Raw genomic sequence first — 23929 nt, forward strand, 5'->3', positions numbered from 1 at the left:
CGGAGCGCAGCGTAGGGCCGTATGTAGGAGCCAGCGGTTTTGCCTACTTTTTCCAAGAAAAAAGTAGGCCGCCGTAAGGGCGGAAGGGGCCGGCAGCGTCGCCAAACAAAATGGATAAGCTCACAACCCCAACAACCCAACCCAAGGATCATGCCCCCCCGGGATTCCGTGAAGAGCTGTTTTTATCCGATAGCTGCTACGCCCTTGGTGAGCGGGCTGTTCCTACCGTACGCCGGCGTTGCGCAAAGCCGCCGGGGTGAAGTCGTTCATGCGAGTCGGCTTGCCGTAATAGGTCGCATGCTTGGACTCGTTGGTCATCGCCAGAATGTTGTAGCGGCCGGCGATCAGGTCATAGATGCCCTGCATGGCGTAGGCCGGGGCGCTTCGTTCGTAGTCGGTGACCGCATAACCTTCCGCCACACGCCAGAGCTGGCCGCGGCCGTCATAGTGGTCGACTTCGGCGAGCTGCCAGGTGTCTTCGTCGAAGTACAGGTCACGCTTGGCATAGATGTGTCGCTGGCCTGGCTTGAGCGTGGCCTGTACATGCCAGACACGATGCAGTTCGTAGCGGGCCAGGTCCTGGTTGATGTGCCCGGGTTTGATGATGTCGGCGTATTTCAGGCTCGGCGACCACAGTTTGTAGTTGTTGTAGGGGATGTAGATCTCCTTCTTGCCCATCAACTTCCAGTCGTAGCGGTCCGGTGCGCCGTTCATCAGGTCGGTGTTATCGGCGGTGCGCAGGCCATCGGCGCCTGAACCCGGGCCGTCATAGGCAATCTGCGGCGCCCGGCGCACGCGGCGTTGCCCGGCGTTGTAGACCCAGGCCAGGCGCGGCTCCTTGACCTGGTCGATGGTTTCGTGGATCAGCACTACACTGCCGGCCAGACGCGAAGGTGCGGTAATGCTCTGTTTGTAGAAGTAAAAGATGTTCTCGGCCTGTTTGGCATCGACACCCTCCATGTACTGCGGGTAACTCAGCTCGTCATCGTACTCGACGATCGAGTAGGAGCCGTTGACTTGAGGCGCCGCCTGCGCGGCCTGGCGCAGCATGTTGCCGCCGCGATAACGGTTGTTGTGGTTCCAGTACACCTGCACACCGTTTTTCGGGATGGGGAAGGGGTAGTAGCGGGTGTCGGCAAAGTTGCGCAGGCCGTTGCCGTCGTCGGTCAGTTCGGTGTTTACCGCGCTCTTTTTGGCGATGGCGTAGATCGCCTCGGGGACGGCAGCGGTACGCTGGCTCTTGTACACCGGAATCCTGTAGCTGTCGGGGTAGCGCTTGAACAGCGCCAGCTGGCCGGGGGTCAGCTTGTCCTTGTATTGCTCGGCGTTGGCGGCGGTGATGACGAACAGCGGTTGCTCATTGGCAAACGGATTGCCAAGAAAGCCGTTGCCATCGACCGGCGCGGCACCAGGCTTGAGGCCGCCGGTCCAGGCCGGGATGCTGCCGTCGGCGTTGCCTTCCTTCTGCGCGCCCAGCGGGGTGAGGGTGGTGCCCAGTTGTTGCGCTTCCTGCGGCGAGACAGCGGCGATCACGCTGGTGGCCAGCAGCGACAGGGCCAGTGCGCCAGTGCGCATCATGGTGAGGGTAGTCATGCTTGTGTTCCTCCGGTCTTGCATCAGAAATTCAGGCCAAAGCTGAGCGCCACATAGTCGCGGTCGACGTTGGTGTTGAAGTCGCCACCGAAGAAGTCGGTGTAACTGAGGCTGGTGGTGTAGGTATTGAGGTAGTCGGCATCCAGGCCGATGCTGATGGCCTTGTTACCTTCCTCGAAGTTCGGCCCGTAACCGTCGACATCGTGGGACCAGGCCAGGTTGGGCGACAGGTTGATGCCGGCGAACACGTTGGGGTAATCGAGCTTGGCGCGCACGCGGTAGCCCCAGGAACTGCTGGTGTAGAAGCCCTTGTCGTTGCATTGCTGAGCCGGATTGCTCGCGCCCGGGGTTCCGGCGCCGGTGCCGATGCAGGTCGCCAGGCCGGCTGCACCCGGCAGGATGCCGGAGCCATAAGCGGGGCTGCGGCCAAAGCGCAGGTCGCTGCCGTCGCTGTCGCCCAGGCCGTTGATACGGTTGTAGCCAACTTCGCCGATCAGGGTCAGGCGGCTGGCGCCCATCACCTGGTCGATGAACTGGGTGGCGGTGACTTGCGCCTGGACCACGGGCATGCGCTTGTAGCCATTGATGTCGCTGCCGGCCACCGCCGCTGACGCCGGGGCTATGAAACCGGTGGTAATCAGCGGTGACGTGGTGCTGTTGAGCGTGCCGGTGAGCAGGTCGGCGGTGTTGAGTTGCAAAGGCATGTTCGGCCGATAGCTGACTTCACCGCCCAGCGAGATGCCACTCAAGGTGGTCTGGAAGCTCAGGCCGTAGAGGCGGATGTCCTCGGGGTAGTCGATGAAGTAGCGCGCGTTGCGCGGCACGTTCAGGGCGCTGGGCGGAGTACCGGCACCGGTGGTGCGCACGGTGCTCAGGTAGGGGTTGCGGCTGTGGTAGTTCATGGCATACGCGCCGAACTCGGTGTCGTGCAGCTCGGGCAGGTACCAGCGCAAGGCAATGCCGAACTGGCCGCTGTCGCCGGGTTCATTGTCGTCCAGGCGCGGGATGTACACGTTGTTGTTGGCACCCGGCGCGCCGACGTTGCTGGAGACGCCGGGCGGCAGATCGAGGCCGGCCACCACCAGGCGGTCGTTGCAACCCCGGGGCACGCCGTCGTTGCCGAAGAAGGTGCCGCAGTTGTCCACCACCGAGTTGTCCCACTCCAGCTGATAGAACGCCTCGGCGGTGAGGTTTTCGGAAAGCCCCTGGGAGACATACAGCATGTTCACCGGGATCAGGCCTTCCTTGATCTCGGCCCCTGGCCGCCGCAGGGCGGCCACGTCAATCGGGTTGATGCTGTTGATCGAGTTGCCGATGAAGGTGCTTTCACCCCAGCTCACCACCTGCTTGCCCAGGCGCACGTTGCCGGGCAGCTCGCCGAGGGTGTAGTTGTGGTAGACGAAGGCGTCGAGGAACTCGGCGCCCGAGGCTTTGGCCAGGTCGTCGCGGCCGCTGTCATCGATGTCGTAGAACAGCCGGTGTTCGTCCTTGAGCTCAAAGTCGTACCAGTACTTGCCGCGTACGAACACGCCGCTGTCGCCGTATTTCAGCTCCAGGTCATGCACACCCTTGAAGATCTTTGAAAACGTTTCGCCTTGCTTGAAGTTCAGGCGGTTGTCGTCGACGGTGCGTGAAGACGACGTGCCGCGCTTGCCCATCGAGTTGAAGTTGGAAATCAGCGACGGATCGGCGCCGCGTACTGACCAACTGGCACCGATCGACAGTGACGAGTCGAACTGGCCCTCGATTTCCCCGATGTTGAAGTCAACGGCACACGCCGGATGGCTTGCGCCGATGGCGACTGCAGCAGCCAGCAGACTTGGCTGAAACACTCCGCGCTTTCTTGTTGTTGTCATGCGGTTCTCCAGGTTCGGATGATGTAGCGATGCCATCCTAGGGGGGCGAACCTGGGTGCTGTATTGCCTGATCGGATAGTTCTGCGTATTACCCGAAAGCATTAGTAGCCTGCTCTCGCCCTGAAAATACCTCGATTGGCGGATGGGGGATTTACGCCTCGCGCGCGAACATAGCGCTTACCTTGATCGACTTCAGGAGGCGCCGTGTCCCAGCTCCTTTCAGCAATGGCGGCTTTACCCAGGCCCCCTTCGGCACACCTTCAGCGTGAGCGGCTCGAGGATCGATTGCTTGCACGCAACTATCGCCTGCGCCTGCTCTGTGCACCGGCTGGCTATGGCAAGACCGTGCTGCTCAACGATTGCCTGCGTCGTCGGCAAGCCGGGGCCCGCTGCCTGTGGCTGGACCTCGGCGGGCACACGCCGAGCTTTGCCCAGTTCTGCCTGCGGCTGGCCGATGGCCTTGGCCTGGAGCCAAAAGCCGCCGCAGACGGTGATGCGCTACTCGCCCTGCTGGAAAGCAGCAAGCTGTGCTGGTGGTTTGCCTTCGACGACTTTCCGGCCGATGCCTGCGCCGAACTCAACGCCTGGATCGACCGCCTGCTGCGTTCCCAGGCGCCGGTGCAGCTGTGGGTCAGTTGCCGGCAACGGCCAGCCTGGAAGCTGGCGCGTTTGCTGCTGGAAGGTGAACTGCTGGAGCTTGGTGCCGGACAGCTGGCGTTCAATGGCCAGGAGCTTGAAACCCTGGCCGAGCGCCTTGACCCGCTGGCCGGCCCCTCCAGCCTTGCCCAACTGTGGCTACAGACCCAGGGCTGGTGCGCAGGCGTGCGCCTGTTGCTGGGCACAGAGAGCCGCAATGAGCGGGCAGGGGGAACCTGGATGCGCGAGTACCTGGGCGGCGAGTTGCTGGCGTTCTTGGCCGAAGACCAGCGCAAGCTGTTGTTGAGCGTCGCCTACCTGCCACGGGTGTCGATCGGGTTCTGCGCACGGCTGTGGCCGGAGCGCGATGCGGGCACGCTGTTGCGTGGTCTTTTGCAGTCCGCGTCGTTCTTCCAGCCGCTGGGCGGGGACGGGCAGTGGCATCGTTTGTTGCCAGCGGTGGCGCTGGCCTTGCAGGGGGAACTTGCCGCGGCAGAACTCAAGCGCTTGCGCCTGGATGCCTGCCGGCTGTTGTGCGAAGACGGCTTCATTGACGAAGCCATCGAGTTGGCGTTGTCCACCCAGCAGCCCGAGATGGCCGCCAGCCTGATGGAGCGCCTGACCCTGGACTGGATGTTCAGCGAACGCCACTTGCACACCTGGCTCAACTGGCTGACGCGCCTGCCTGAGCGGACGCTGGAAAGCTCGCCGAACCTGATTTACCTGAACGTCAGGGCGCTGCTCAGCAGCTGGCGCCTGGACGATGCGCAGACGCATATCGCCAGGCTGGCATGGGCAATGCCGCAGCCCAAGGCGCGCAACAACAGTCGTCTGCTGGCCAACTGGCAGGCGCTGCAGGGCACGCTTTACGGCCTCAGTGGCGATGCCGACAGCGCACGTGAGCACTGTCACTCGGCCTTGCAGTATCTGGAGTTGCGTGACTGGCCGTCGTCGTTCCTGTGTTACTCGACCCTGGCCCGGGTATCGATGGCCGCGGGCGAACCGGAGCAGGCCCGGCTGTTGCTGGATTCGTCGCTGCAACTGGCACGCCGCCACCGCTGTATCGCCAGTGAAGTGCTGATCAACGCTGATCGCATTCGGCAATTGATTCTCAACGATGAGCTGGCGTTGGCCGAATCGGTATTGCAGGAGTGCCTGGCGCTGGTTGCCGCCGACGGCGGCAGTCATGATCTGCTGCTCAGCCGTCTGCTGTTGCTGCGCGGCGAGCTGTGTCTGCTGCGGGGTGACCTGCAGGCCGGGGAAAGTGCGCTGCGCGCGGGCCTTGAGCGTGGCACCGAGAGTAGCGACCCCTATGTACTGCATGCGTTGATCGGCCTGTCGGAAGTGGCCTCGTGCAAGGGCGAGTTGTGGCAGGCGCAGCAGCACCTGCGCAACGCCGAGCGGCACATGCAGCGCTGCCGGGTCAGCGAAGCCTGCTACAAGGGGCTTATCGACTATCAGCAGATGCGCCTGCTGGTCCGTCAGAAAGACTGGCAGGCGATATTGCCGCTGGCCCGCAACGCAATCAGCGCCGATATCGGGCGCCTGCCGCCGCTGCATGCGCCTTCTTTGCCGCAACGCCTGCAACTGATGCTCGCCCTTGCCGAGCTGGGCACGGGCAAGCCGGAGCATGCCGCCAAGCGCTTGCAGGCCTTGCTCGCCGCGTGTGAGCGCCTGAGTTTCCGTGGCCTGCTGGCGGAAGCGCGGGTGGCGCTGGCCCAGGTCGGCAAGCACGGCGGTGTGAGCTGCGCGGATGAGCCTCCGGCCCTGGTGCGTACCAGCCTGCTGGCCGACTGGCGCGCGACGCCGTCGGGGCCGGGCGCCCGCGACGGCCTTACTTCGCGGGAGTTTTCGGTGCTGCAGCTGGTGGCCCACGGGCTGTCCAACCAGGAAATCAGCGAGCGGCTGTTCATCTCCCTCAATACCGTCAAGGCGCATACGGTGAAGATCAACCACAAGCTTGGGGTCAAGCGGCGCACCCAGGCGGTGATGCGGGCCAAATCCTTAGGGATGCTCGCCTGATCAGTCGAGCAGGCCACGGGCGCGGGCGATGGCAATGGCTTCGGTGCGGCCCTGGGCGTCGAGCTTGGCGCTGATGTTGCGCAGGTGCGTCTTGACCGTGTGTTCGGACAAGTGCATCTGCTCGGCAATGGCGCGGTTGCGATGACCGGCGGCCAGCAAACGGATCACCTGCAACTCGCGTGCGGTCAGTTGCAGGTCGCTCTGCGCCGACTCATTGCCTTGCGCCGGTTCTTTCTGGGCGCCGCTGCGTTGCAGCAAGTCGGCGAGAAACTCCGGGGCAATGCCCAGGCTGCTGGACGACGCCTGGTAGGTAACCGCCCAGCGTTCCAGCAGCTTGACCAGTGCCGGGCCTTCTTCGAGAAAAGTGCGCAGGAAACCTTCCTGGCTGGCATGGCGCAAGGCGGGTGTCAGTGTATCCAGCGCCAGTTTCTGCCGGCCTTTTCCTGCCAGGGCCATGGCCAGTAACAGGCGCAGTTTGAGCGTTCGGCGCCGCTGCTGGCGACTTTCGGAAAACTCGATGCGGGTGCGCAGCTCGGCTGCGGCCGATTCACAGTCGCCGCGGGCAATACTCAGGCGCTGGCGGGCAATAAAGGGAGTGTCGGTATCGCAGGCGAAAGTCAGCACGTCGGGCCGGTCCCATTCACCGGCAAGCTCCGCCGACGAGAGCGCCTGCGCGGCGACTTCCAGACGCCCTTCAAGGGTGGCAACGCGGGCGCGCTCAAGCCAGGCCGCGCAGAGAATTCGCAGTGAGCCGCTGCGCCGTCCCAACTGCTCAAGATCGGCCAGGTGACGGAGCCAGGCCTCGCGGTTGCCGTGTTGCAAGGCGATGCGCGCCAGCACCACACGGTGGGCGATAAGGGCATCGGGGCCACCGAGATCGAGGGCATGTTGGGGGATCTGGTTGAGCATGGTCCAGGCTTGCGTCAGCTCATCGCCTTCGTACAGCACCAGCGCATGGAGGATGTCCAGCGTCGCCTTGGCACCTACCCAGCGTCCTTCCAGCACCGCGGCCTGCACGTTGCTGGCAGCCTCAAGGCGGGCGAGGGCGGCATGGCGATGGCCCAGGGTCAGTTCCAGTGAGCTTTCTATATAGACCGCGATGCCATCGACCAAGGCGGAGCGCTCCTGGGGTGCCTGGCGCGCCATGTCGGTCAGCACCTTGCGGGCATCGTCATAGCGGCCGGTGGTAATCATGCAGAACGCCAGGGGCGTGGCGACCATGCCGTATTGCAGGTTGTCACTGGGCGACAGGCGGGCGAGCTGGGCTTGCGCTGCAATCACGGCCGCCTCCGGCTGGTCGGTGAAGGCCAGCAGCAGGCAGCGGATGGTATCGGTTTCCAGGCTGACCGGATTACCCTCGACCACCTGCATGGCATCCCGGTAGCGCCGGTCGAGCACCAGCAGCCAGGCGTGGGTGAGGGCCAGTCGCGGTCGTCCTTGCAGTGCGTCAGCGGGCATCTGCTGCAGCCAGCGCAACATCAGGCGCAGGCGTCCGGCATCGACCAGCTCGTCCAGGTGCCGTTCCAGCAGCGCCGCCGCCTGGTCGATATCGCCTGCGCGCATCAGGTGCTCGATCGCCGCCGCCGGGTGTTTGTGGGCGAGGTACCAGCCGGAGGCGGCGCGATGCAGTCCTTCGGCGTGCCCGGGCAGTTGACGGGCCAGGGCATTGCGCAGGAAGCCGCTGAACAGACGGTGGTAGCGGAACCATTGCTGCTCAGGGTCGGTTGGCTGGATGAACAGGTTGGCGCGCAGCAACTGTTCGATCAGCCCGGCGCTGTCGCGGCGCTGGGTGAGGGCGTCGCACAGCGGCGCGCAGAAGCGGTCGAGGATGCTGGTCTGCAGCAGGAACAGACGGACCTCATCGCTCTGGCGGGCGAGGATGTCTTCGGTCAGGTACTCGGCCAGCTCCTGGTTGCTGCCGGAAAACGAACCGATGACATCGGCCTGGGCACTGCGGCCGTTGAACGACAGGGTGGCCAGGAACAAACCGGTGATCCAGCCTTCGCTGATGTCCTGTAGCCGCGTCACCTGTTCGTCGCTGATCGGCAACTGGCAGCGGCCACGCAGGTACGCGCGGGTTTGCTCCGGGCGCAACCGCAGCGCTTCGGTGTCAATGTCCAGCACCTGGCCCTGCATGCGCAGGCGGCCAAGACCCAGCTCGGGGTTGACCCGCGAGGCGATGGCCAGGCGGGCGCCAGGCGCCAGTGCCGCCAGCAACTGCTGGATGAAGGCCAGGGCCTGGGGGGTATCGAGAACTTCGAAGTCGTCCAGCACCACGGTGAAGCCCGGCTGCAGTCTGCCCAGTTGTTGCAAGAGCGCCTGCGGGGTGGCCAGCGGATCGGCGACTGACGGGCCATCCAGTGCCTGCAACCCGGCATGCAGATGGGCGGCCAGGCGCCTGGGGTCGTTATCGGCGCTGTCGAGAGTGAGCCAGAGTACGCCTTGGCCATTGGCCAGGCAGCGCTCGCGCAGCTGACGCAACAAGGTGGTTTTGCCAAAGCCTGCGGCGGCGCGGATCAGGATCAGGCGGATATCGCCGGGTGGGTCGATACTTTGCAGTAAGTGGTCACGCGGCAGCAGGCCGGCGGTGGTGCCCGGCGTGGCGAACTTTTCTGCACGAATAGGGTGAACGGCCGGCTCCGGCTGCGCGTCTGCGGGCGCATTGCCGCCGGTTACAAGGCGCAGGCGGGCGATAAGATCCTGGCGATCGGGCATGGGTCTCTCTGGCCATGTGGGCTGACTGGCAGCCTCTGATTGTTCTGTGTGCCGATAATGCCACGGCTACGCGCATCGGGGAAAAACCGCAGTGCGAACTTCACTCTTTCGAGCGATAGGTAAGCGCAAACGGTCTGGCTAGCCTGTTGCCGGTCGCAAGCCTTCGCGCTGCTGACTTCAATGCCCATAACAAATAGAGAGCACAACCATGGCAGGAGCACTGGCAGGGGTAAAGGTAATCGAAATGAATGCGATCGGGCCGGCGCCCTTTGCCACCATGTTGCTTGCCGACATGGGCGCAGAGGTGATCCGCATCGACCGGCAACAGTCAGGATTCCTCAATGGTGATGACAGTGTCATCGGCCGTGGCCGCCGCAGCCTGGCAATCGACCCGCGCAAGCCGGGGGCCACCGAGGTGCTGCTGCAACTGATTGATGATGCCGATGTGCTGATCGAAGGCTTCCGGCCGGGGGTCATGGAGCGTCTGGGGCTCGGGCCCGATGTCTGTCTGGCGCGTAATCCCGGGCTGGTCTACGGGCGCATGACCGGCTGGGGCCAGAGCGGGCCATTGGCGCAGAGCGCCGGCCACGACCTCAACTACCTGGCGATTACCGGTGCCCTGCATGCCATGGGCCACGCCGACCGCGAGCCGACGCCGCCGCTGCACCTGGCCGGCGACATGGGCGGTGGCGCGATGTTTCTTGCTTTCGGCGTGGTGTGTGCGCTGTTCGAGGCGCGTCGTTCGGGCAAGGGGCAGGTGGTGGATGCCGCCATCAGCGACGGCGCGGCGCTGCTCAGCACCATGTACTACGAGTTCAAGCAGAGCGGCCAATGGGCCGGGCGCGGGGAAAACATCTTCGATGGCGGGGCGCCGTTCTATGGCTGTTACACCTGCGCCGATGGCCGCTTCATTTCCATCGGCGCCATCGAGCCGCAGTTCTACCAACGCCTGCTGCAGCTGTGCCAGATCGATGACCCGCTGTTCAAGGCGCAGTGGGACCGAAGCCTGTGGCCGGTGCAGCGCGAGCAGCTGGAAGTACTGTTTCGCACCCGCACTCGCGACCAGTGGTGCGAGCTGCTGGAAGGCACCGAGGCCTGCTTTGCCCCGGTGCTCGACTTCAGCGAGGCACCGGCCTATGCCCATAACCAGGCGCGCGGCACCTTCATGCACAGCGCTGGCGTCGTTCATCCGGCCCCGGTACCGCGCTTGAGCCGCACCCCCGCGCAGGCTGGCGAGCAGGTGCGCAACGGTCAGCACAGTGTGCAGATTCTCCGTGAACTGGGCCTGGACGAAGCAGCGATTGCTGCGCTGCGCGAGGCCGGCGCCATCGCTTGAGCAAAAGGAGTGGGGTGACCCCACTCCAATCCCACCCCTTTCTACTCCCGGGGGGCGGGATACAGCTCAAAAGCGTTGCGCAACCATGATGCCAGGGCCCCGGAACGACCGGTGTGCCAGTCCAGTCAACTGACCGCGGAGAAACAGATGTCCCAGAAAACCTATGTTGCCGGTGTCGGCATGATCCAGTTCGCCAAGCCCGGTGCCAGCGCCAGCTACATCGAGATGGGCGCCCAAGCTGTGCGCCAGGCGCTGCAGGATGCCGGTATCGGTTATGAGCTGGTGCAGCAGGCCTATGCCGGTTATGTCTATGGCGACTCCACCTGCGGCCAGTCGGCGCTGTATGAAGTCGGCATGACCGGCATTCCGCTGATCAACGTCAACAACAACTGCGCCAGCGGCTCTACCGCGCTGTTCATGGCGCGCCAGGCGGTGGAAAGCGGCGCTGTCGATTGCGCCCTGGCCTTTGGCTTCGAGCAGATGCAGCCGGGTGCGCTGAAGAATTTCTGGACCGATCGTCCGCTGACCATGGGCAAGGGCTTCGACAGTGCCGCCCAGGTGTTCCCGGAAGGCATCGGCATGCCGGGCGCTCTGATGTTCTTCGGCGGCGCTGGCCGCGAACACATGGAAAAATACGGCACCCGCATGGAAACCTTTGCAGCGATCCGCGCCAAGGCCAGCCGTCATGCTGCCAACAACCCGCTGGCGGTGTTCAAAAAAGTGGTCAGCACCGAGGAGGTGATGGCTGACCAGGTGGTCTGGGAAGGCGTGATGACCCGGCTGATGGCCTGCCCGCCGACCTGCGGCGGCGCTGCCGCGATCATCGTTTCCGAGCGCTTTGCCAAACGCCATGGCCTGCGCACCGATGTGTCGATCTTGGCCCAGGCCATGACCACCGATACCCCCGATGCGTTCGATCCGCCCTCGATGATCGAGATCGTCGGCTCCGGCATGACCCGCTCGGCCGCCTGGCAGGTGTACGACAAGGCCGGTGTCGGCCCTGAGGATATCCGCGTTTGCGAGCTGCATGACTGCTTCGCCCATAACGAGCTGCTGACCTACGAAGGCCTGGGTTTCTGCCCGGTCGGTGGCGGCGAGCAGTTTGTCCTGGATGGCGACAACACCTATGGCGGGCAAGTGGTGGTCAATCCGTCCGGCGGCCTGTTGTCCAAAGGCCACCCGCTGGGTGCCACCGGTCTGGCGCAATGCTACGAGCTGACCCACCAGTTGCGCGGCAGCGCCCAGGCCCGCCAGGTCGAAGGCCTGCAGCACGCGCTGCAGCACAACCTCGGCCTGGGTGGTGCGGGCGTCGTGACCCTCTACGGTCGCGGCTGATCGCCCCGTCAATCTTCAGGAATCAATCGAAATGGCAGACAAAAGTCTGATCGGCCGTTCCCTCGGCGTCACCACCAGCGCGGTGGAAAAAGGTCGTTTGCGCTTCTTCGCCAAGGCCATCGGCGAGACCGATCCGCTGTACACCGAGGAAGAGGCGGCCAGGGCTGCGGGTTATCCGGCCCTGCCGGTGCCTCCGACCTTCCTGCTGTGTCTGGAAAGTGAGGGGCGCAACCCGCAAGCGATCGTCGAAGACATCATGGGCTTTGACCTCGGGCGCATCCTGCATGCCGAGCAGGAGTTCAGCTATCACCGCATGGCCTTTGCCGGCGATGTGCTGACCTTCGATACGCGCATCGTTGATGTTTACGAAAAGAAGGGCGGGGCCCTGCAGTTCGTGGTCCAGCAAACCCGTATCACCAACCAGGACGGCGAACACATCGCCGACCTTCGCTCTTCGCTTGTGCAGCGCTGAGGTACAGCCATGACTCACTCACGAACCTACGGCCCGCAGTACAGCGACGTACAGGTCGGCAGCGAACTGCCGCTGCTCAAGCTGCGTCCGGTCGATCGCACCACGCTGGCGCTGTATGCCGGCGCGTCCGGTGACCACAACCAGATCCACATCGACATTGATTTTGCCCGCAAAGCCCGCGTGCCTGACGTGTTCGCCCACGGCATGCTCTCGGCTGCCTACCTTGGCCGGTTGCTGACCAACTGGGTGCCGCAGACGCAGATCCGCGCGCTGTCGATGCGCTTTGTCGGCATCACCCAGATCGGTCACATCCCGCACCTGAGCGGGCGCATCACCGAGAAATTCGAGGCCGACGGCGAAAAGCGCGTGCGCCTGCAGATCCAGTGCGCCAACCAGTATGGCGAAGCCAAGGTGGTGGGCGAGGCGGTCGTGGCCCTGGCCTGACGCTCCTTGCGCACTGACAACCCGACTTAATTAGAAGGCAATAACAATGAAAAAACTTGAAGGCAAAGTCGCCCTGGTCACCGGTTCCGGTCGTGGCATCGGTCGCAGCGTCGCGCTGAAACTGGCGGGCGATGGCGCCCGTGTGGTGGTCAATGACCTGGATGCCGGCCCCGCTGAAGAAGTGGTTGCCGAGATCCGCGCCGCTGGTGGCGAAGCCGTGGCCTGTGTCGGCAGCGTCACCGCTGTCGATTTCGCCGAGCGCTTCGTCAAGACCGCGGTCGACAACTTTGGCGGCATCGACATCATCGTCAACAATGCCGGTTACACCTGGGACAACGTGATCCAGAAGATGAGCGATGAGCAGTGGTACGCCATCATCGACTGCCACCTGACCGCACCGTTCCGTATCCTGCGTGCCGCCCAGCCGGTCATCAGCGCCCTGGCCAAGCAGGAAGCCGCCGAAGGCCGAGTGGTCAACCGCAAGGTGGTCAACATTTCCTCGATCGCCGCCGGTGGCAACGCCGGGCAGGCCAACTATTCCTCGGCCAAGGCCGGCATCCTCGGCATGACCAAGTCGTTGTCCAAGGAGTGGGGGCGCTACAACGTCAACGTCAACGCCGTGGCTTTCGGTCATATCGACACGCGTATGACCCAGGCCCTGGCCGGTGATGCCAGCAAAACCGTGAGCATCGAAGGCCGCGAGATCAAGGTCGGCATCCAGCCTGCTGCGATTGCCGCCAGCAACCAGCTGTGCCCGCTGGGCCGTCCGGGCACCCCGGACGAGGCTGCCGGTTCGGTTTACCTGTTCTGCATCCCTGAATCCAATTTCGTCTCCGGCCAGGTGCTGGTGTGCGGCGGCGGTTTCGGCAACGTCTGACCTGATAAGGAGAGCATCATGCGTGTAGAGAACTACGTATCGCCCTGGGAAGACGCCGACCTGGTGGCCTTTCGCGACAGCATCCGCCGTTTCGTCCGCGAGCAACTGCTGCCCCACGAAGACAAGTGGCGCCAGCAGCACCGCTCCGACCGCAGTGCGTGGCTGGCCTGTGGCGAAATGGGCATGATCCTGCCGGACATGCCGTCCGAATACGGTGGCGCCGACGGTACCCCGGCCCACTACGCGGTGGCCATGGAAGAGCTGACCTATGCCGGTGCGATGAGCATCGCCCTGAGCATCAACCACATCGTCGGTCACTACATCCTGGCCAGCGGCACCGAGGCGCAAAAGCGCCAGTGGCTGCCGAAGATCGCCTCGGGCGAGTGCATCTGCTCGATTGCCATGACCGAGCCGGGTACCGGCTCCGACCTGCAAGGCGTGCGTACCCGTGCCGTGAAGCACGGCGACAAGTATCTGATCAGCGGCTCGAAGACCTTTATCAGCAACGGTCAGAACAGCGATATGGTGATCGTGATCGCCAAGACCGACCTGGAAGCCAAGGGCTCGCGCGGCATCTCGTTGTTCATCGTCGACACCAACACCCCGGGCTTCCAGCGCGGCAAGTGCCTGGACAAGATCGGCCTGCCAGGCCAGGACACCTCGGAAATGTTTTTCCAGGACTGCGAAGTGCCGGCCGATTGCCTGCTCGGCGGCGTCGAAGGCCAGGGCTTCGTCCAGTTGATGCAGCAACTGCCCTATGAACGCGCCGAGATTTCGATCCAGGCCGCTGCTTCGCTCGAACGTGCACTGGCCTTGACGGTGGAGTACACCCGCGAACGCAAGGCCTTTGGCAAGTCGATCCTGGACTTCCAGAACACCCGCTTCACCCTCGCCGAAGTAAAGGCTACGGTGCTTGCTTCACGGCTGTTCGCCGACCTGATTGTGCAGCGCTGGGTGGATGGCACTCTGGATACGACGCTGGCCTCGATGGGCAAGTTCTGGCTGACCGATCGTCAGGGTGAAGTGATCGACGATTGCCTGCAGTTCTTCGGCGGTTTCGGCTACATGAACGAGTACCCGATTGCGCGCATGTTCGCCGATGCGCGGGTGGCCCGTATCTATGGCGGCGCCAACGAAATCCAGCGTGAGCTGGTGGGACGCTCGCTGTAAGGGGATGGGCCGGGCGACGCTCATCCACGAGAGTGTCGCCCGGCTCGCCAGGGAGGGCTTGAGCTTTTTGATCCGAAGGCTCAGACAACAACAATAAGATAGGAGGTTAGGATGAATATCACCCAAGGACTGCACCGCCATCTGCAGCAACGTGCCGATGCCGTTGCCGTGCGTGAATCGGGCCGCAGCCTGACCTTTGCCCAGCTTGCCGAGCGGGTTGCGCGCCTGGCCGGTGCCCTCAAGGGCCTGGGCATGGCCAGCGACGACTGCATTGCCATGCTGGCGCGCAACTCGCAGCGCTACATCGAATACAGCCTGGGTGTGCCTTGGGCCGACGGCGTACTCAACCCGGTCAACACCCGCTGGAGCATCGCCGAGATCGTCTATTCCCTGAACGATTCGAGCTCGACCCTGCTGATCGTCGACGATGCCTTCAAGGACCAGGGCGCGCTGATTGCCAGCCAGGCCGAAACCGTACGCCATGTCATTTACGCCGGCGACGGTGAAACCCCGCCAGGCATGCTCAATTACGAAGCGCTGCTGGCCCAAGCGACGCCTGTAGAAGACGTGCGCCGTGGCGGCAATGCCTTGCTGGGGATTTTCTATACCGGCGGCACCACGGGCTTCCCCAAGGGCGTGATGATCAGCCACGACAACCTGGCGTTCGCCGGGCTGTCGGCGATGAGCCGGGGGTTTTTCGGCCCGAACTCAGTGTTCATGCATGCCATGCCGATGTTCCATCTCGCTGATTTTTCGGCCTTGTACTGTCTGATGGTCAGCGGTGGCACGCACGTCATTCTGCCGGCATTCACTGGCGAAGCAGCGCTGGCCACCATTGTCGAAGAAGGGGTCACCGACCTGATGCTGGCGCCGACCATGATCCAGATGATGCTGGACGCCCGTCAGGCCAACCCGGACACCGCTGGACTTGAGCTTTCGAACATCCGCCATATCGTCTACGGCGCCTCGCCGATTACCCCGGCGCTGCTTGATCGTGCCTGTCAGGCCTTCCCGGCGGCCGGCTTTTTTCAGGGTTACGGCATGACCGAGCTGACCACCGGCGGCACCATGCTCGATGCCGAGTATCACTGCGTGAAACACCAGCTCAGCGGCAAGATGTATTCGGCGGGCCGTGCCGTGAACTGTGTGGAGGTGAAGATCGTCGACAGCCAGGGTCAGGAGGTGCCGCGTGGTACGGTCGGCGAGATCATTGTCCATGGCCCCAACGTCATGCTGGGCTACTGGAACCGCCCGCAAGACACCGCGCAAGTCCTTAAAGATGGCTGGATGCACACCGGTGATGGCGCTTACATGGACGCTGAGGGCTTCGTCTTTATCGTCGATCGACTCAAAGACATGATCGTCAGCGGTGGCGAGAACATCTACTCGGCCGAAGTGGAAAATGCCCTGTGCAGTCATCCGGCGGTGGCCCAGTGCGCGGTGATCGGCATCCCGTCGGACAAGTGGGGCGAAACCGTGCATGCCGTGGTCGTGCTCAAACCCGAGGGCAACGCTGACCTTGAGCAACTGGTCGCCCATTGCCGTGAGCGCATCGCCGGCTACAAGTGTCCGCGCAGTGTCGAATTCCGTGCGGCCATGCCGCTGTCGGGGGTGGGCAAGATACTCAAGAACGAGCTGCGCAAGTCCTTCTGGGAAAACCGCACGCGCAATGTCGGTTGAGCGGATGAACTCATGACCAGCGTTCAGTTGATTACCACCAAGTTCGCACCACCGCGTCTCGGTACCCAGGCCGTGGCGCGAGAGCAGTTGCTGGAAAAACTGCAGCACTGGCGCCACAGCCGCCTGTTGCTGGTGACCGGCAGCGCCGGGTTCGGCAAGACCACCCTGATTACCCAATGGCGGCAGAGCCTGATCAAGGCCGGTGCGAAGGTGGCCTGGCTGTCGTTGTCGGCGGACGATGCCCGCTTCGAATCCTTCTGTGCCAGCCTGCTGGGGGCGCTGCGCCATGCTGCGGTTGCGGTCGACGAAGACCTGTTGCTGCTGGCGGGTGCCGAGCGTGATGCGGTGCAGACGGTCTCGGCGCTGCTGGTCAACGCACTGGCGCGCTGTGACGGCAAGCTTTACCTGATGTTCGATGACTTTCACCACGCGCACGACGAACGCATCGCCAGGCTGGTGCAAATGCTCGCCGAGCACCTGCCAGAGGATGTTCACCTGGTGCTGGCGTCACGCATTGCACCGAACCTGCAATTGGGGCGCTTGCGTGCGCAGGGCGAGGTGTACGAGGTGGATTGTGCGCAGTTGTCCTTCGATTTTCGTGAGTCTCTGGCTTTCCTCAGGGCGCAGCTCGACGAGCAAATGGACCTGGATACCGTGCACGCCGCCCACGAACTCACCGACGGCTGGCCCATCGGCCTGCAGCTGCTGGCCATCGCCCTCAAGAGCAACCTGCGCAAGGCGGTGCAAAGCACCATGCTGGCACGCAGCAGCACGGCGCTGGCCGACTACCTGGCCCAGGACGTGATGGCCGACTTGCCCGGTGATCTGTTCGAGTTCCTGCAAAAGCTGTCGATACTGCGGCGTTTCAATGCCGAACTCGCCGCCCATGTCACCGGCGTGCCCGAGGCTGCCGCGCTGATCGCCGCGATCGAGGAGCGCAATCTGTTCATCCAGCCGGTGGATCAGGCGGGCCAGCAGTGGTACCGGCTGCATCCATTGTTCGTCGAATTCCTCGGTCAGCGTCTGCACAACGGCCAAAGCGATATTCGCTGCTTGCACCGGCGCGCGGCGCAGTGGTTCGAGCGCGCCGGACTGGTGCAGGAGGCACTGCGCCACGGCCTGTTGTGCGAGGACTTCGGCCTGATCGTGGACATGCTTGAGCGCATGCAGCCGCCCACGCGCCGGGTCAGCCACCTGAACCAGTTCATGCGCTGGTTGGAACAGGTACCCAACGGGGTGCTGGCGGCGCACCCGAACCTGATGTTGCTGGGGATCTGGGGGGCTGTGCTCACGGTACTGACGCACAAGGCGCAGGCCTGGATCACTGAACTGGAGCGTGAGCCGCTGGCGGAGCAATGGGCGGTCCAGGTGGTGCTGCTGAAGGCATCACTGGCCATGCACAACGATGACGACAGCCGCTGCGTGTCCCTGCTGGAGTCGTTGCAGGGCAGGGCGCTGGAGGTGCCGTTTCTGCAGCAGGTGCGGATCGGCCTGACCCTTAACTGTCTGGCCTTGCGCGGACAGCATGCCCAGGCCCGCAGTCTGTTCCGCCAGCCCGAGGCACGTTGCCTGCGCAGCGACGACGAAATGGCGCTGATGGGGCAGTTGAGCATGGCTTCGGTGAGCCTGCTGGAGGGTAAGGTGCTTGAAGCCGAACGCCTGTGCGCGCCGTTGCTGGAGCAGGCTGAAGCCGTGCATGGGCGGCGTTCGGTGAGTGCTTGTGGCGCTGCCGTGGTTATGGCTCAGGCGTGCTACGAGCTGGACCGTGTGGAGCAGGCCCGTGAGGTGTTGGCCAATCGCCTGGATATCCTGCGTTTTTCCACCCCGATGTCGATGATCGATGCGGCACTCTGCCATGCGCGGTTGATGACACTGGAAGCATCGCCGCGGGTCGCGCTGGATTACCTGGCCGAGAAGGAAGAGCATTTTTGCACCCTGGGCCTGGATCGCGGTACGGGCAGCATGCTCGCCGAGCAGCTGCGCCTGGCCCTGACCTGCGGTGATCTGTTCCACGCCGAGACGCTGCAGTGCAGGCTCGACGAGCTGGCCCGCAACCATCGCGGGGCGACACCTTGCGACGCCGAGATCATGGCCCTGGCGGCACTGTCCAGGGCACGTCTCTCGCTGGCGCGCCGGCAACCCGAGGCGGCGCTGCAAGTGCTGGATATCGCTCATCGCTATGCGGGCGAGTTCGATCGCGGACGCTGGCGGGTTCAGGTCGAGTTGCTGCGGGCGTTCGCCCTGCAGGCCCTGACGCGTGATACCGAAGCGCGGGAAAGGTTCCAGGCTGCGCTGGCCTGCGGATACCGGCTGGGCCTGGCGCGCACCTTGCTCGATGAGGGTGAGCCGTTTCAGCTGCTGCTTGGCACGCTTGAGCTGGAGGAGGGGGCGGTGCTGGCGGCCTATCGCAATGGGTTGCTCAAGACGCCGGCGATCCGTCCTGCGCCGGTTGCGCGCACGGCCAGCGCGTTGATGACCCGGCGGGAGCAGGAAATCCTCGAGCTGCTGGAGCAGTCGATGTCCAACAAACGCATCGCCCTGGCCTTGAACCTGAGCTTGCAGACGGTGAAGTGGAACCTGAAGAACATCTTCTCCAAGCTTGGCGTCTCCAGTCGCTACGACGCCATTCTGGTGGTGCGCCGGCAGCGTGAATGAATCACCCACCGCAATGTATTGTGGGAGCCGGCATTGCCGGCGATGGGGTGCGTAGCGCCCCTGGCCCGGCTGCGCCGGGCATCGCCAGCAACGCTGGCTCCTACAGGCTGCCCACCAATTGGCCGCCATCTACCGCCAGTACTGCTCCGGACATATAGGCCCCGGCCTGGCTGGCCAGCAGCAAAAACGGCCCCTCAAGCTCTTCCAGGCGTCCGAGGCGGCGCATCGGCACGGCGTTGCGGATGTACGCCTGACCCTGTTCGCTGTCGAAGTAACCGTCGGTCATTTCGGTGATGAAGTAGCCCGGTGCAATGGCATTGACCCGAATGTCATAACGGGCCAGCTCCAGCGCCAACGACTTGGTCAGTTGCACCACACCGGCCTTCGCCGTGCAGTAATGGCTGTAGCCGGTACCGACGCGCAGGCCGAGCATGGAGGCGATGTTGACGATGCTGCCGCCGCACTTGGCGCGCGCCAGACGTTGCGCTGCACACTGGGCCACGCGCCAGACACCGTCGAGGTTGGTCGACAGCATGTGGCTCCAGTCCTGCTCGCTGACCTCAAGCACGCGCTGGCCATTGCCGACACCGGCATTGTTGAGCACCACGTCGACGACGCCGAACGTGGCTTCGGCAGCATCGAAGGCGGCTTCGACGCTGGCCCGATCGGTGACGTCCATGGCCACTGCCAGGGCCTGGCCACCGCTCTGACGCAGCGCTTCGGCCAGTTCGTGCAGACGTTCCACGCGGCGCGCGGCCAGAACCACCCGCGCACCAGCACGGCTGGCAACGCGGGCGAGGTGGGCGCCGATACCACTGGAAGCACCGGTGACCAGCACGGTTCGGCCACTCAGGGAGAAGGGAGAGGTGATGTCTTCTTGCATGGGCTAATCCTGTTTGTGCGAGGGGCAGGCGCCAGCGTGGCGCCTGCCTGATGCATCAGATGCGTTCGATGGTGGTTTTGCCGGCGGCTACCAGGCGTTCGAGCAATGGCGCCGGGGTGAACCACATCCGGCCATAGTCACCCAGCGAATCGCGATAGTGGCGGATGCTGGCCAGCACTTTGTCCAGGCCGTACTGCTCGGCGTAGTGCATCGGGCCACCAAGATGGGCCGGGAAGCCATAGCCGTTGATCCACACCAGGTCGATATCCCCCGAGCGCAAGGCGATACCCTCATCGAGCAACTGGATGCCTTCGTTGATCAACATGAACAGGCAACGGGCATGGATTTCTCCATCGTCGACGGGGCGGCGGGTAACATGCAGCTCACCGGCCAGGCGCTCGGCGAGCGCGATCACTTCGTAGTCGTTGTGGCGCTCGCGACCTTCATACTGGTAGAAGCCGCGCCCGGTTTTCTGGCCGTAACGGCCAAGCGCGTAGAGCTCGTCGCCGAGGCGGCAGTAGCTGTCGTCATGGGCGATCGCCGCACGGTTGGCATCGCGCACCAGGAAGTTGACGTCGACACCGGCCAGGTCGAGCATGGTGAACACACCCATGTTCAGGTCCAGCCCGGTGAGCACGCCATCCACTTGCGCCGGGGTGGCGCCTTCGAGCACCAGACGGTGGGCTTCGCGGGCATAGGGCTCAAGCATGCGGTTGCCGATAAAGCCGAAGCAGACACCGGAAACCACCGGGATCTTGCCGATGCTGCGGCCCATCTTGAGTGTGGTGGCCAGCACATCGGCGGCGGTTTCCCGGGCGTTGACCACTTCCAGCAGGCGCATGACGTTGGCCGGGCTGAAGAAGTGCAGGCCGATCACGTCCTGCGGGCGCGAGGTCACGGCGGCGATCTGGTCGACGTCCAGCGACGAGGTGTTGGTGGCGAGAATCGCCCCCGGCTTGCACACGCGGTCGAGGGTGCGGAACACCTCCTGCTTGATCTGCAGTTTTTCGAACACCGCCTCGATCACCAGGTCGGCGTCGGCCAGGTCGGCATAATCGAGGGTGCCGCTCAGCAGTGCCATGCGCTGCTCCAGCTGAGCCTCGCTGAGTTTGCCGCGCTTGACGCTGATGCCGTAGGTCTGGCGGATCTGGGTCAGGCCGCGGTCCAGGGCATCGCCCTGGCGCTCCAGGAGGATTACCGGAATACCGACATTGGCGAAGTTCATGGCGATACCGCCACCCATGGTGCCGGCGCCGATCACGGCGACCTTGGCAATCGGGCGCAACGGCGTGCTGGCGTCGATCCCGGGCACCTTGCCGGCCTCGCGTTCGGCAAAGAATACATGGCGCAGGGCCTCGGACTGGCGCGAGGCTTCAGCCTGCTTGAACAGCGCCAGTTCGCGTGCCAGGCCTTGCTCCAGCGGCAGCAAACAGGCGGCTTGCACCGCCGAGAACACCAGACGCGGTGCCAGACGGCTTTTCCAGCGCGGCTCCTGCTCGACGCAGTAACGTTCGAAGAAGTCCGCAGCCACACCCTTGGCCGGATCGGCAAAAGGCTCGCTCGGGCGGGCCGGGGCGCCGCTGGCGATCAGCTCGCGGGCATACTCACAGGCGCTGGCAAGCAGGTGTTCGGCACTGTCAGCGAGGCGGTCGACGATTCCCAGCTCCAGGGCGCGTTTGGCCGGGACCTGGGCGCCACTGATCATCATTTCCAGTGCCGCTTGTACCCCGATCAGCCGCGGCAGGCGCTGGGTTCCACCGGCACCGGGCAGCAGGCCGAGGTTGATTTCCGGCAAGCCGACGCGGGTCTGCGGTTCGCCGATGCGATAACCACAGGCCAGGGCCAGCTCAAGACCGCCACCCAGGGCGAGTTTGCCAATGGCGGCAACCAGTGGCTTGTCGAGTCGGGTCAGGCGCAGCAGGACGTCGGGCAGATTCGGTGTGGCAAAGGATGCCGGGCTGCCGAATTCAGTGATATCGGCACCGGCGCAGAACAGCCCCGAGGCGCCGAAGATCACGATGGCACGCACCGCAGGATCGCTGTTGGCCTGTTCGCAGGCCTGCAGCAGGGCGGCGCGCAGCGGCTGGCCGAGGGCGTTGACCGGCGGACGGGCGAGGCCGATCAGGGCCAGGTTGTCTTCCACCTGATAGGTAACCAGAGAATTCATGGTGACTCCTTTGTAGCGCTAATGGGGGGACGGGCTCAGAACCACTGGTCCTGCATGTCAACGCTGGTGCGGTTGGCACTGGCGAGCAGGCGGGCCTGGGCATCGATGCCGGCCAGTTCCCAATCCATGAAGTAACGTGCCGCCTGCAATTTGCCGTTATAGAAGTCGGCTTCGCTGTCTACTGCCCCGGCACTCAAGGCGCGGCTGGCGACCAGCGCCATGCGCAACCACAGCCAGCCCACCAGCACGCGGCCGAACAGGTCCAGGTACGCAGTGGCGTTGGACAGGCCGCGATTGGCGTCGGCGGCAACCTGGGCCAGCAGGCTTTCGGTGACATCCTGCAAGCGATCCATGGCGCCACTCAACAGGTAGGCAAGGGCGGCGCAGCGGTCGTCGCGCCCGGCTTCGTCGAGGGTGCGGCGGACCCGCTCGCAGAACAGACGGTAACCTGTGCCGCCGTTCTGTTGCAGCTTGCGCCCGAGCAAATCAAGGCCGTGAATACCTTCGGTGCCTTCATGGATGGGGTTCAGGCGGTTGTCCCGGTAGTACTGCTCCAGCGGGTACTCGCGGATGTAGCCGGAGCCGCCGAGGATCTGTACGCCGATGTCCGAGGCGATAACGCCGTACTTCGACGGATAGGACTTGACCATCGGAATCAGCAGGTCGAGCAGTTCGCCGGCATCGCGGCGTGTTTGTTCCTCGGCTGCGGTATGGGCATCTTCGTACAGGCTGCTGGCATACAGACACAGCGCCAGGCTGCCTTCGGCGTAGGTCTTCTGCTGCAGCAACATGCGCCGTACATCGGCGTGCTCGACGATGCGCACCTGTGCCGACAACGGATCCTTGGCGCCTGGCAGGCGGCCCTGCGGGCGTTCGCGGGCGTAGTCCAGGGCATGAATGAAGCTCTGGTAGGCCAGCGCCGAAGCACCCAGGGCCACGCCGATACGCGCTTCGTTCATCATCTGGAACATGTACGACAGGCCCTTGTTGGCCTCGCCCACCAGGTAACCGACCGCACCCGCCTGTTCACCGAAGTTCAGCACGGTCGAGGTGGTGTTGCGGTAGCCCAGCTTGTGCAGCAGCCCGGCCAGGGCCACGTCGTTGCGCTCGCCGCGCTGACCGTTGCTGTTGACCAGGTACTTGGGCACCAGAAACAACGAGATGCCACGGGTACCGGCAGGAGCGCCTTCGATCCGCGCCAGCACCATGTGCACGATGTTGTCGGTCAGCTCGTGGTCACCACCGGAAATGAACATCTTCTGCCCGAACAGGCGGTAGCTGCCGTCGTCGGCCGGGCGGGCGAGGGTGCGCAGATCGCCAAGGGCCGAGCCCTGGCCCGGTTCGGTCAAGGCCATGGTGCCGCTGAAGCGGCCATCGAGCATCGCCGGCAGAAAGCGCTCGCGCAGGGTGTCGCTGGCAAAGCTCTTGACCAGGTTGGCAGCGCCGATGGTCAGGAACGAGTAGGCCACGGTGGCGATATTGGCGGCATTGAAATAAGCCATGCTGGCGCGCAGGATGACTTCCGGCAGTTGCAGGCCACCGTCGTCGGCATCATGATGGGCGGCGAGGAAACCGGCTTGGGCGAAGGCGTCCCAGGCAACCTTGGTTTCCGGAATCAGGGTGATTTTTTCACCGTCGAAGGTGGGCTCCTGGGCGTCGCCTTTCTGGTTGTGCGGGGCGAAATATTCGGCGGCGATGCCGCGAGCGGTTTCTAAGGTGGCGTCAAATACCGCACGGTCGTGCTCGGCATAACGTGGACGCTGCAGCAGCGCCTCGGTGTCGAGCAGTTCATAGAGCTGGAAACTGAGTTCGCGTTCGTTGAGCAGTGCATCGGTCATCGTGGTCTCTCGCACAGGACCTGGCGCCTAGGTGGCCAGCGGTTTGTGATCGGCATCAGTAGAGCCAATTGCCGGGAGTGGTGCGCCCCCCCAAAGGGGTGGGACAAGGTTGTTGATGTCGAGGCTGTGGGCTTATCCGTTTTTTGTGGCGATGCTGGCGGCCCCTTCCGCCTTTACGGCGGCCTACTTTTTTCTTGGAAAAAGTAGGCAAAACCGCTCGCTCCTGCATCCGGCCCTACGCTGCGCTCCG

15 protein-coding genes are annotated in these 23929 nt (G+C 64.0%); 9 read left to right on the forward strand and 6 right to left on the reverse strand.

The features are described 5' to 3' along the window. Nucleotides 1-222 precede the first annotated feature (222 nt). Both AC07OF_RS25160 and AC07OF_RS25165 read right to left on the reverse strand, forming a co-directional pair. The gene (locus tag AC07OF_RS25160; RefSeq protein WP_495073641.1) at nucleotides 223-1593 is read right to left on the reverse strand and encodes a DUF1329 domain-containing protein; all 1371 of its coding nucleotides are present in this window, start codon (nucleotides 1591-1593) and stop codon (nucleotides 223-225) included. A 23-nt stretch (nucleotides 1594-1616) separates the two neighbouring features. Then, the gene (locus AC07OF_RS25165; RefSeq protein WP_495073642.1) at nucleotides 1617-3449 is read right to left on the reverse strand and encodes a DUF1302 domain-containing protein; all 1833 of its coding nucleotides are present in this window, start codon (nucleotides 3447-3449) and stop codon (nucleotides 1617-1619) included. Nucleotides 3450-3734: 285 nt separating this feature from the next. Between AC07OF_RS25165 and AC07OF_RS25170 the strand changes: the two genes are divergently transcribed. Continuing rightward, nucleotides 3735-6107: a helix-turn-helix transcriptional regulator gene (locus AC07OF_RS25170; RefSeq protein ID WP_495073643.1), complete on the forward strand. Its 2373-nt coding sequence runs from the start codon at nucleotides 3735-3737 to the stop codon at nucleotides 6105-6107. Here AC07OF_RS25170 and AC07OF_RS25175 read toward each other — a convergent pair whose 3' ends face one another. Then, the gene (locus tag AC07OF_RS25175; RefSeq protein ID WP_495073644.1) at nucleotides 6108-8822 is read right to left on the reverse strand and encodes a winged helix-turn-helix domain-containing protein; all 2715 of its coding nucleotides are present in this window, start codon (nucleotides 8820-8822) and stop codon (nucleotides 6108-6110) included. 208 nt (nucleotides 8823-9030) lie between these two features. Between AC07OF_RS25175 and AC07OF_RS25180 the strand changes: the two genes are divergently transcribed. The 8 genes from AC07OF_RS25180 (at nucleotide 9031) to AC07OF_RS25215 (ending at nucleotide 18791) form a co-directional block, all read left to right on the forward strand. Further along, nucleotides 9031-10158 (forward strand): CaiB/BaiF CoA transferase family protein, encoded by a 1128-nt coding sequence (locus AC07OF_RS25180; protein ID WP_495073645.1) that lies wholly within the window; start codon nucleotides 9031-9033, stop codon nucleotides 10156-10158. Nucleotides 10159-10305: 147 nt separating this feature from the next. Further along, nucleotides 10306-11493 (forward strand): lipid-transfer protein, encoded by a 1188-nt coding sequence (locus AC07OF_RS25185; RefSeq protein ID WP_157194722.1) that lies wholly within the window; start codon nucleotides 10306-10308, stop codon nucleotides 11491-11493. Between the two features lie 31 nt (nucleotides 11494-11524). Further along, the gene (locus AC07OF_RS25190; RefSeq protein ID WP_157192267.1) at nucleotides 11525-11965 is read left to right on the forward strand and encodes a MaoC family dehydratase N-terminal domain-containing protein; all 441 of its coding nucleotides are present in this window, start codon (nucleotides 11525-11527) and stop codon (nucleotides 11963-11965) included. 9 nt (nucleotides 11966-11974) lie between these two features. Then, nucleotides 11975-12409, forward strand: a complete 435-nt coding sequence (locus AC07OF_RS25195; RefSeq protein WP_495073646.1) for a MaoC family dehydratase — start codon at nucleotides 11975-11977, stop codon at nucleotides 12407-12409. Between the two features lie 46 nt (nucleotides 12410-12455). After that, on the forward strand, nucleotides 12456-13286 hold the full coding sequence (locus AC07OF_RS25200) for an SDR family NAD(P)-dependent oxidoreductase (RefSeq protein WP_157192269.1): 831 nt from the start codon (nucleotides 12456-12458) through the stop codon (nucleotides 13284-13286). 18 nt (nucleotides 13287-13304) lie between these two features. Beyond that, a complete protein-coding gene (locus tag AC07OF_RS25205) occupies nucleotides 13305-14456 on the forward strand; it encodes an acyl-CoA dehydrogenase family protein (protein WP_157192270.1) in 1152 nt (383 codons plus the stop codon). A 111-nt stretch (nucleotides 14457-14567) separates the two neighbouring features. Further along, entirely contained in the window at nucleotides 14568-16136 is a 1569-nt protein-coding gene (locus tag AC07OF_RS25210; RefSeq protein ID WP_495073647.1) for a long-chain-fatty-acid--CoA ligase, read from the forward strand. Nucleotides 16137-16148: 12 nt separating this feature from the next. Continuing rightward, the gene (locus AC07OF_RS25215) at nucleotides 16149-18791 is read left to right on the forward strand and encodes a winged helix-turn-helix domain-containing protein (protein WP_157192272.1); all 2643 of its coding nucleotides are present in this window, start codon (nucleotides 16149-16151) and stop codon (nucleotides 18789-18791) included. 100 nt (nucleotides 18792-18891) lie between these two features. Here AC07OF_RS25215 and AC07OF_RS25220 read toward each other — a convergent pair whose 3' ends face one another. Genes AC07OF_RS25220 through AC07OF_RS25230 form a run of 3 tightly spaced genes read right to left on the reverse strand, consistent with a single transcriptional unit; the run spans nucleotide 18892 to nucleotide 23679 of the window. Beyond that, nucleotides 18892-19674: an SDR family NAD(P)-dependent oxidoreductase gene (locus AC07OF_RS25220; RefSeq protein WP_157192273.1), complete on the reverse strand. Its 783-nt coding sequence runs from the start codon at nucleotides 19672-19674 to the stop codon at nucleotides 18892-18894. 55 nt (nucleotides 19675-19729) lie between these two features. Beyond that, nucleotides 19730-21841, reverse strand: coding sequence for a 3-hydroxyacyl-CoA dehydrogenase NAD-binding domain-containing protein (locus tag AC07OF_RS25225; protein ID WP_495073648.1), 2112 nt, complete (start codon nucleotides 21839-21841; stop codon nucleotides 19730-19732). A gap of 35 nt (nucleotides 21842-21876) precedes the next feature. Next, a complete protein-coding gene (locus tag AC07OF_RS25230; RefSeq protein ID WP_495073649.1) occupies nucleotides 21877-23679 on the reverse strand; it encodes an acyl-CoA dehydrogenase in 1803 nt (600 codons plus the stop codon). Nucleotides 23680-23929: the final 250 nt, after the last annotated feature.

Source organism: Pseudomonas sp. GW821-FHT10B02, assembly GCF_059415665.1.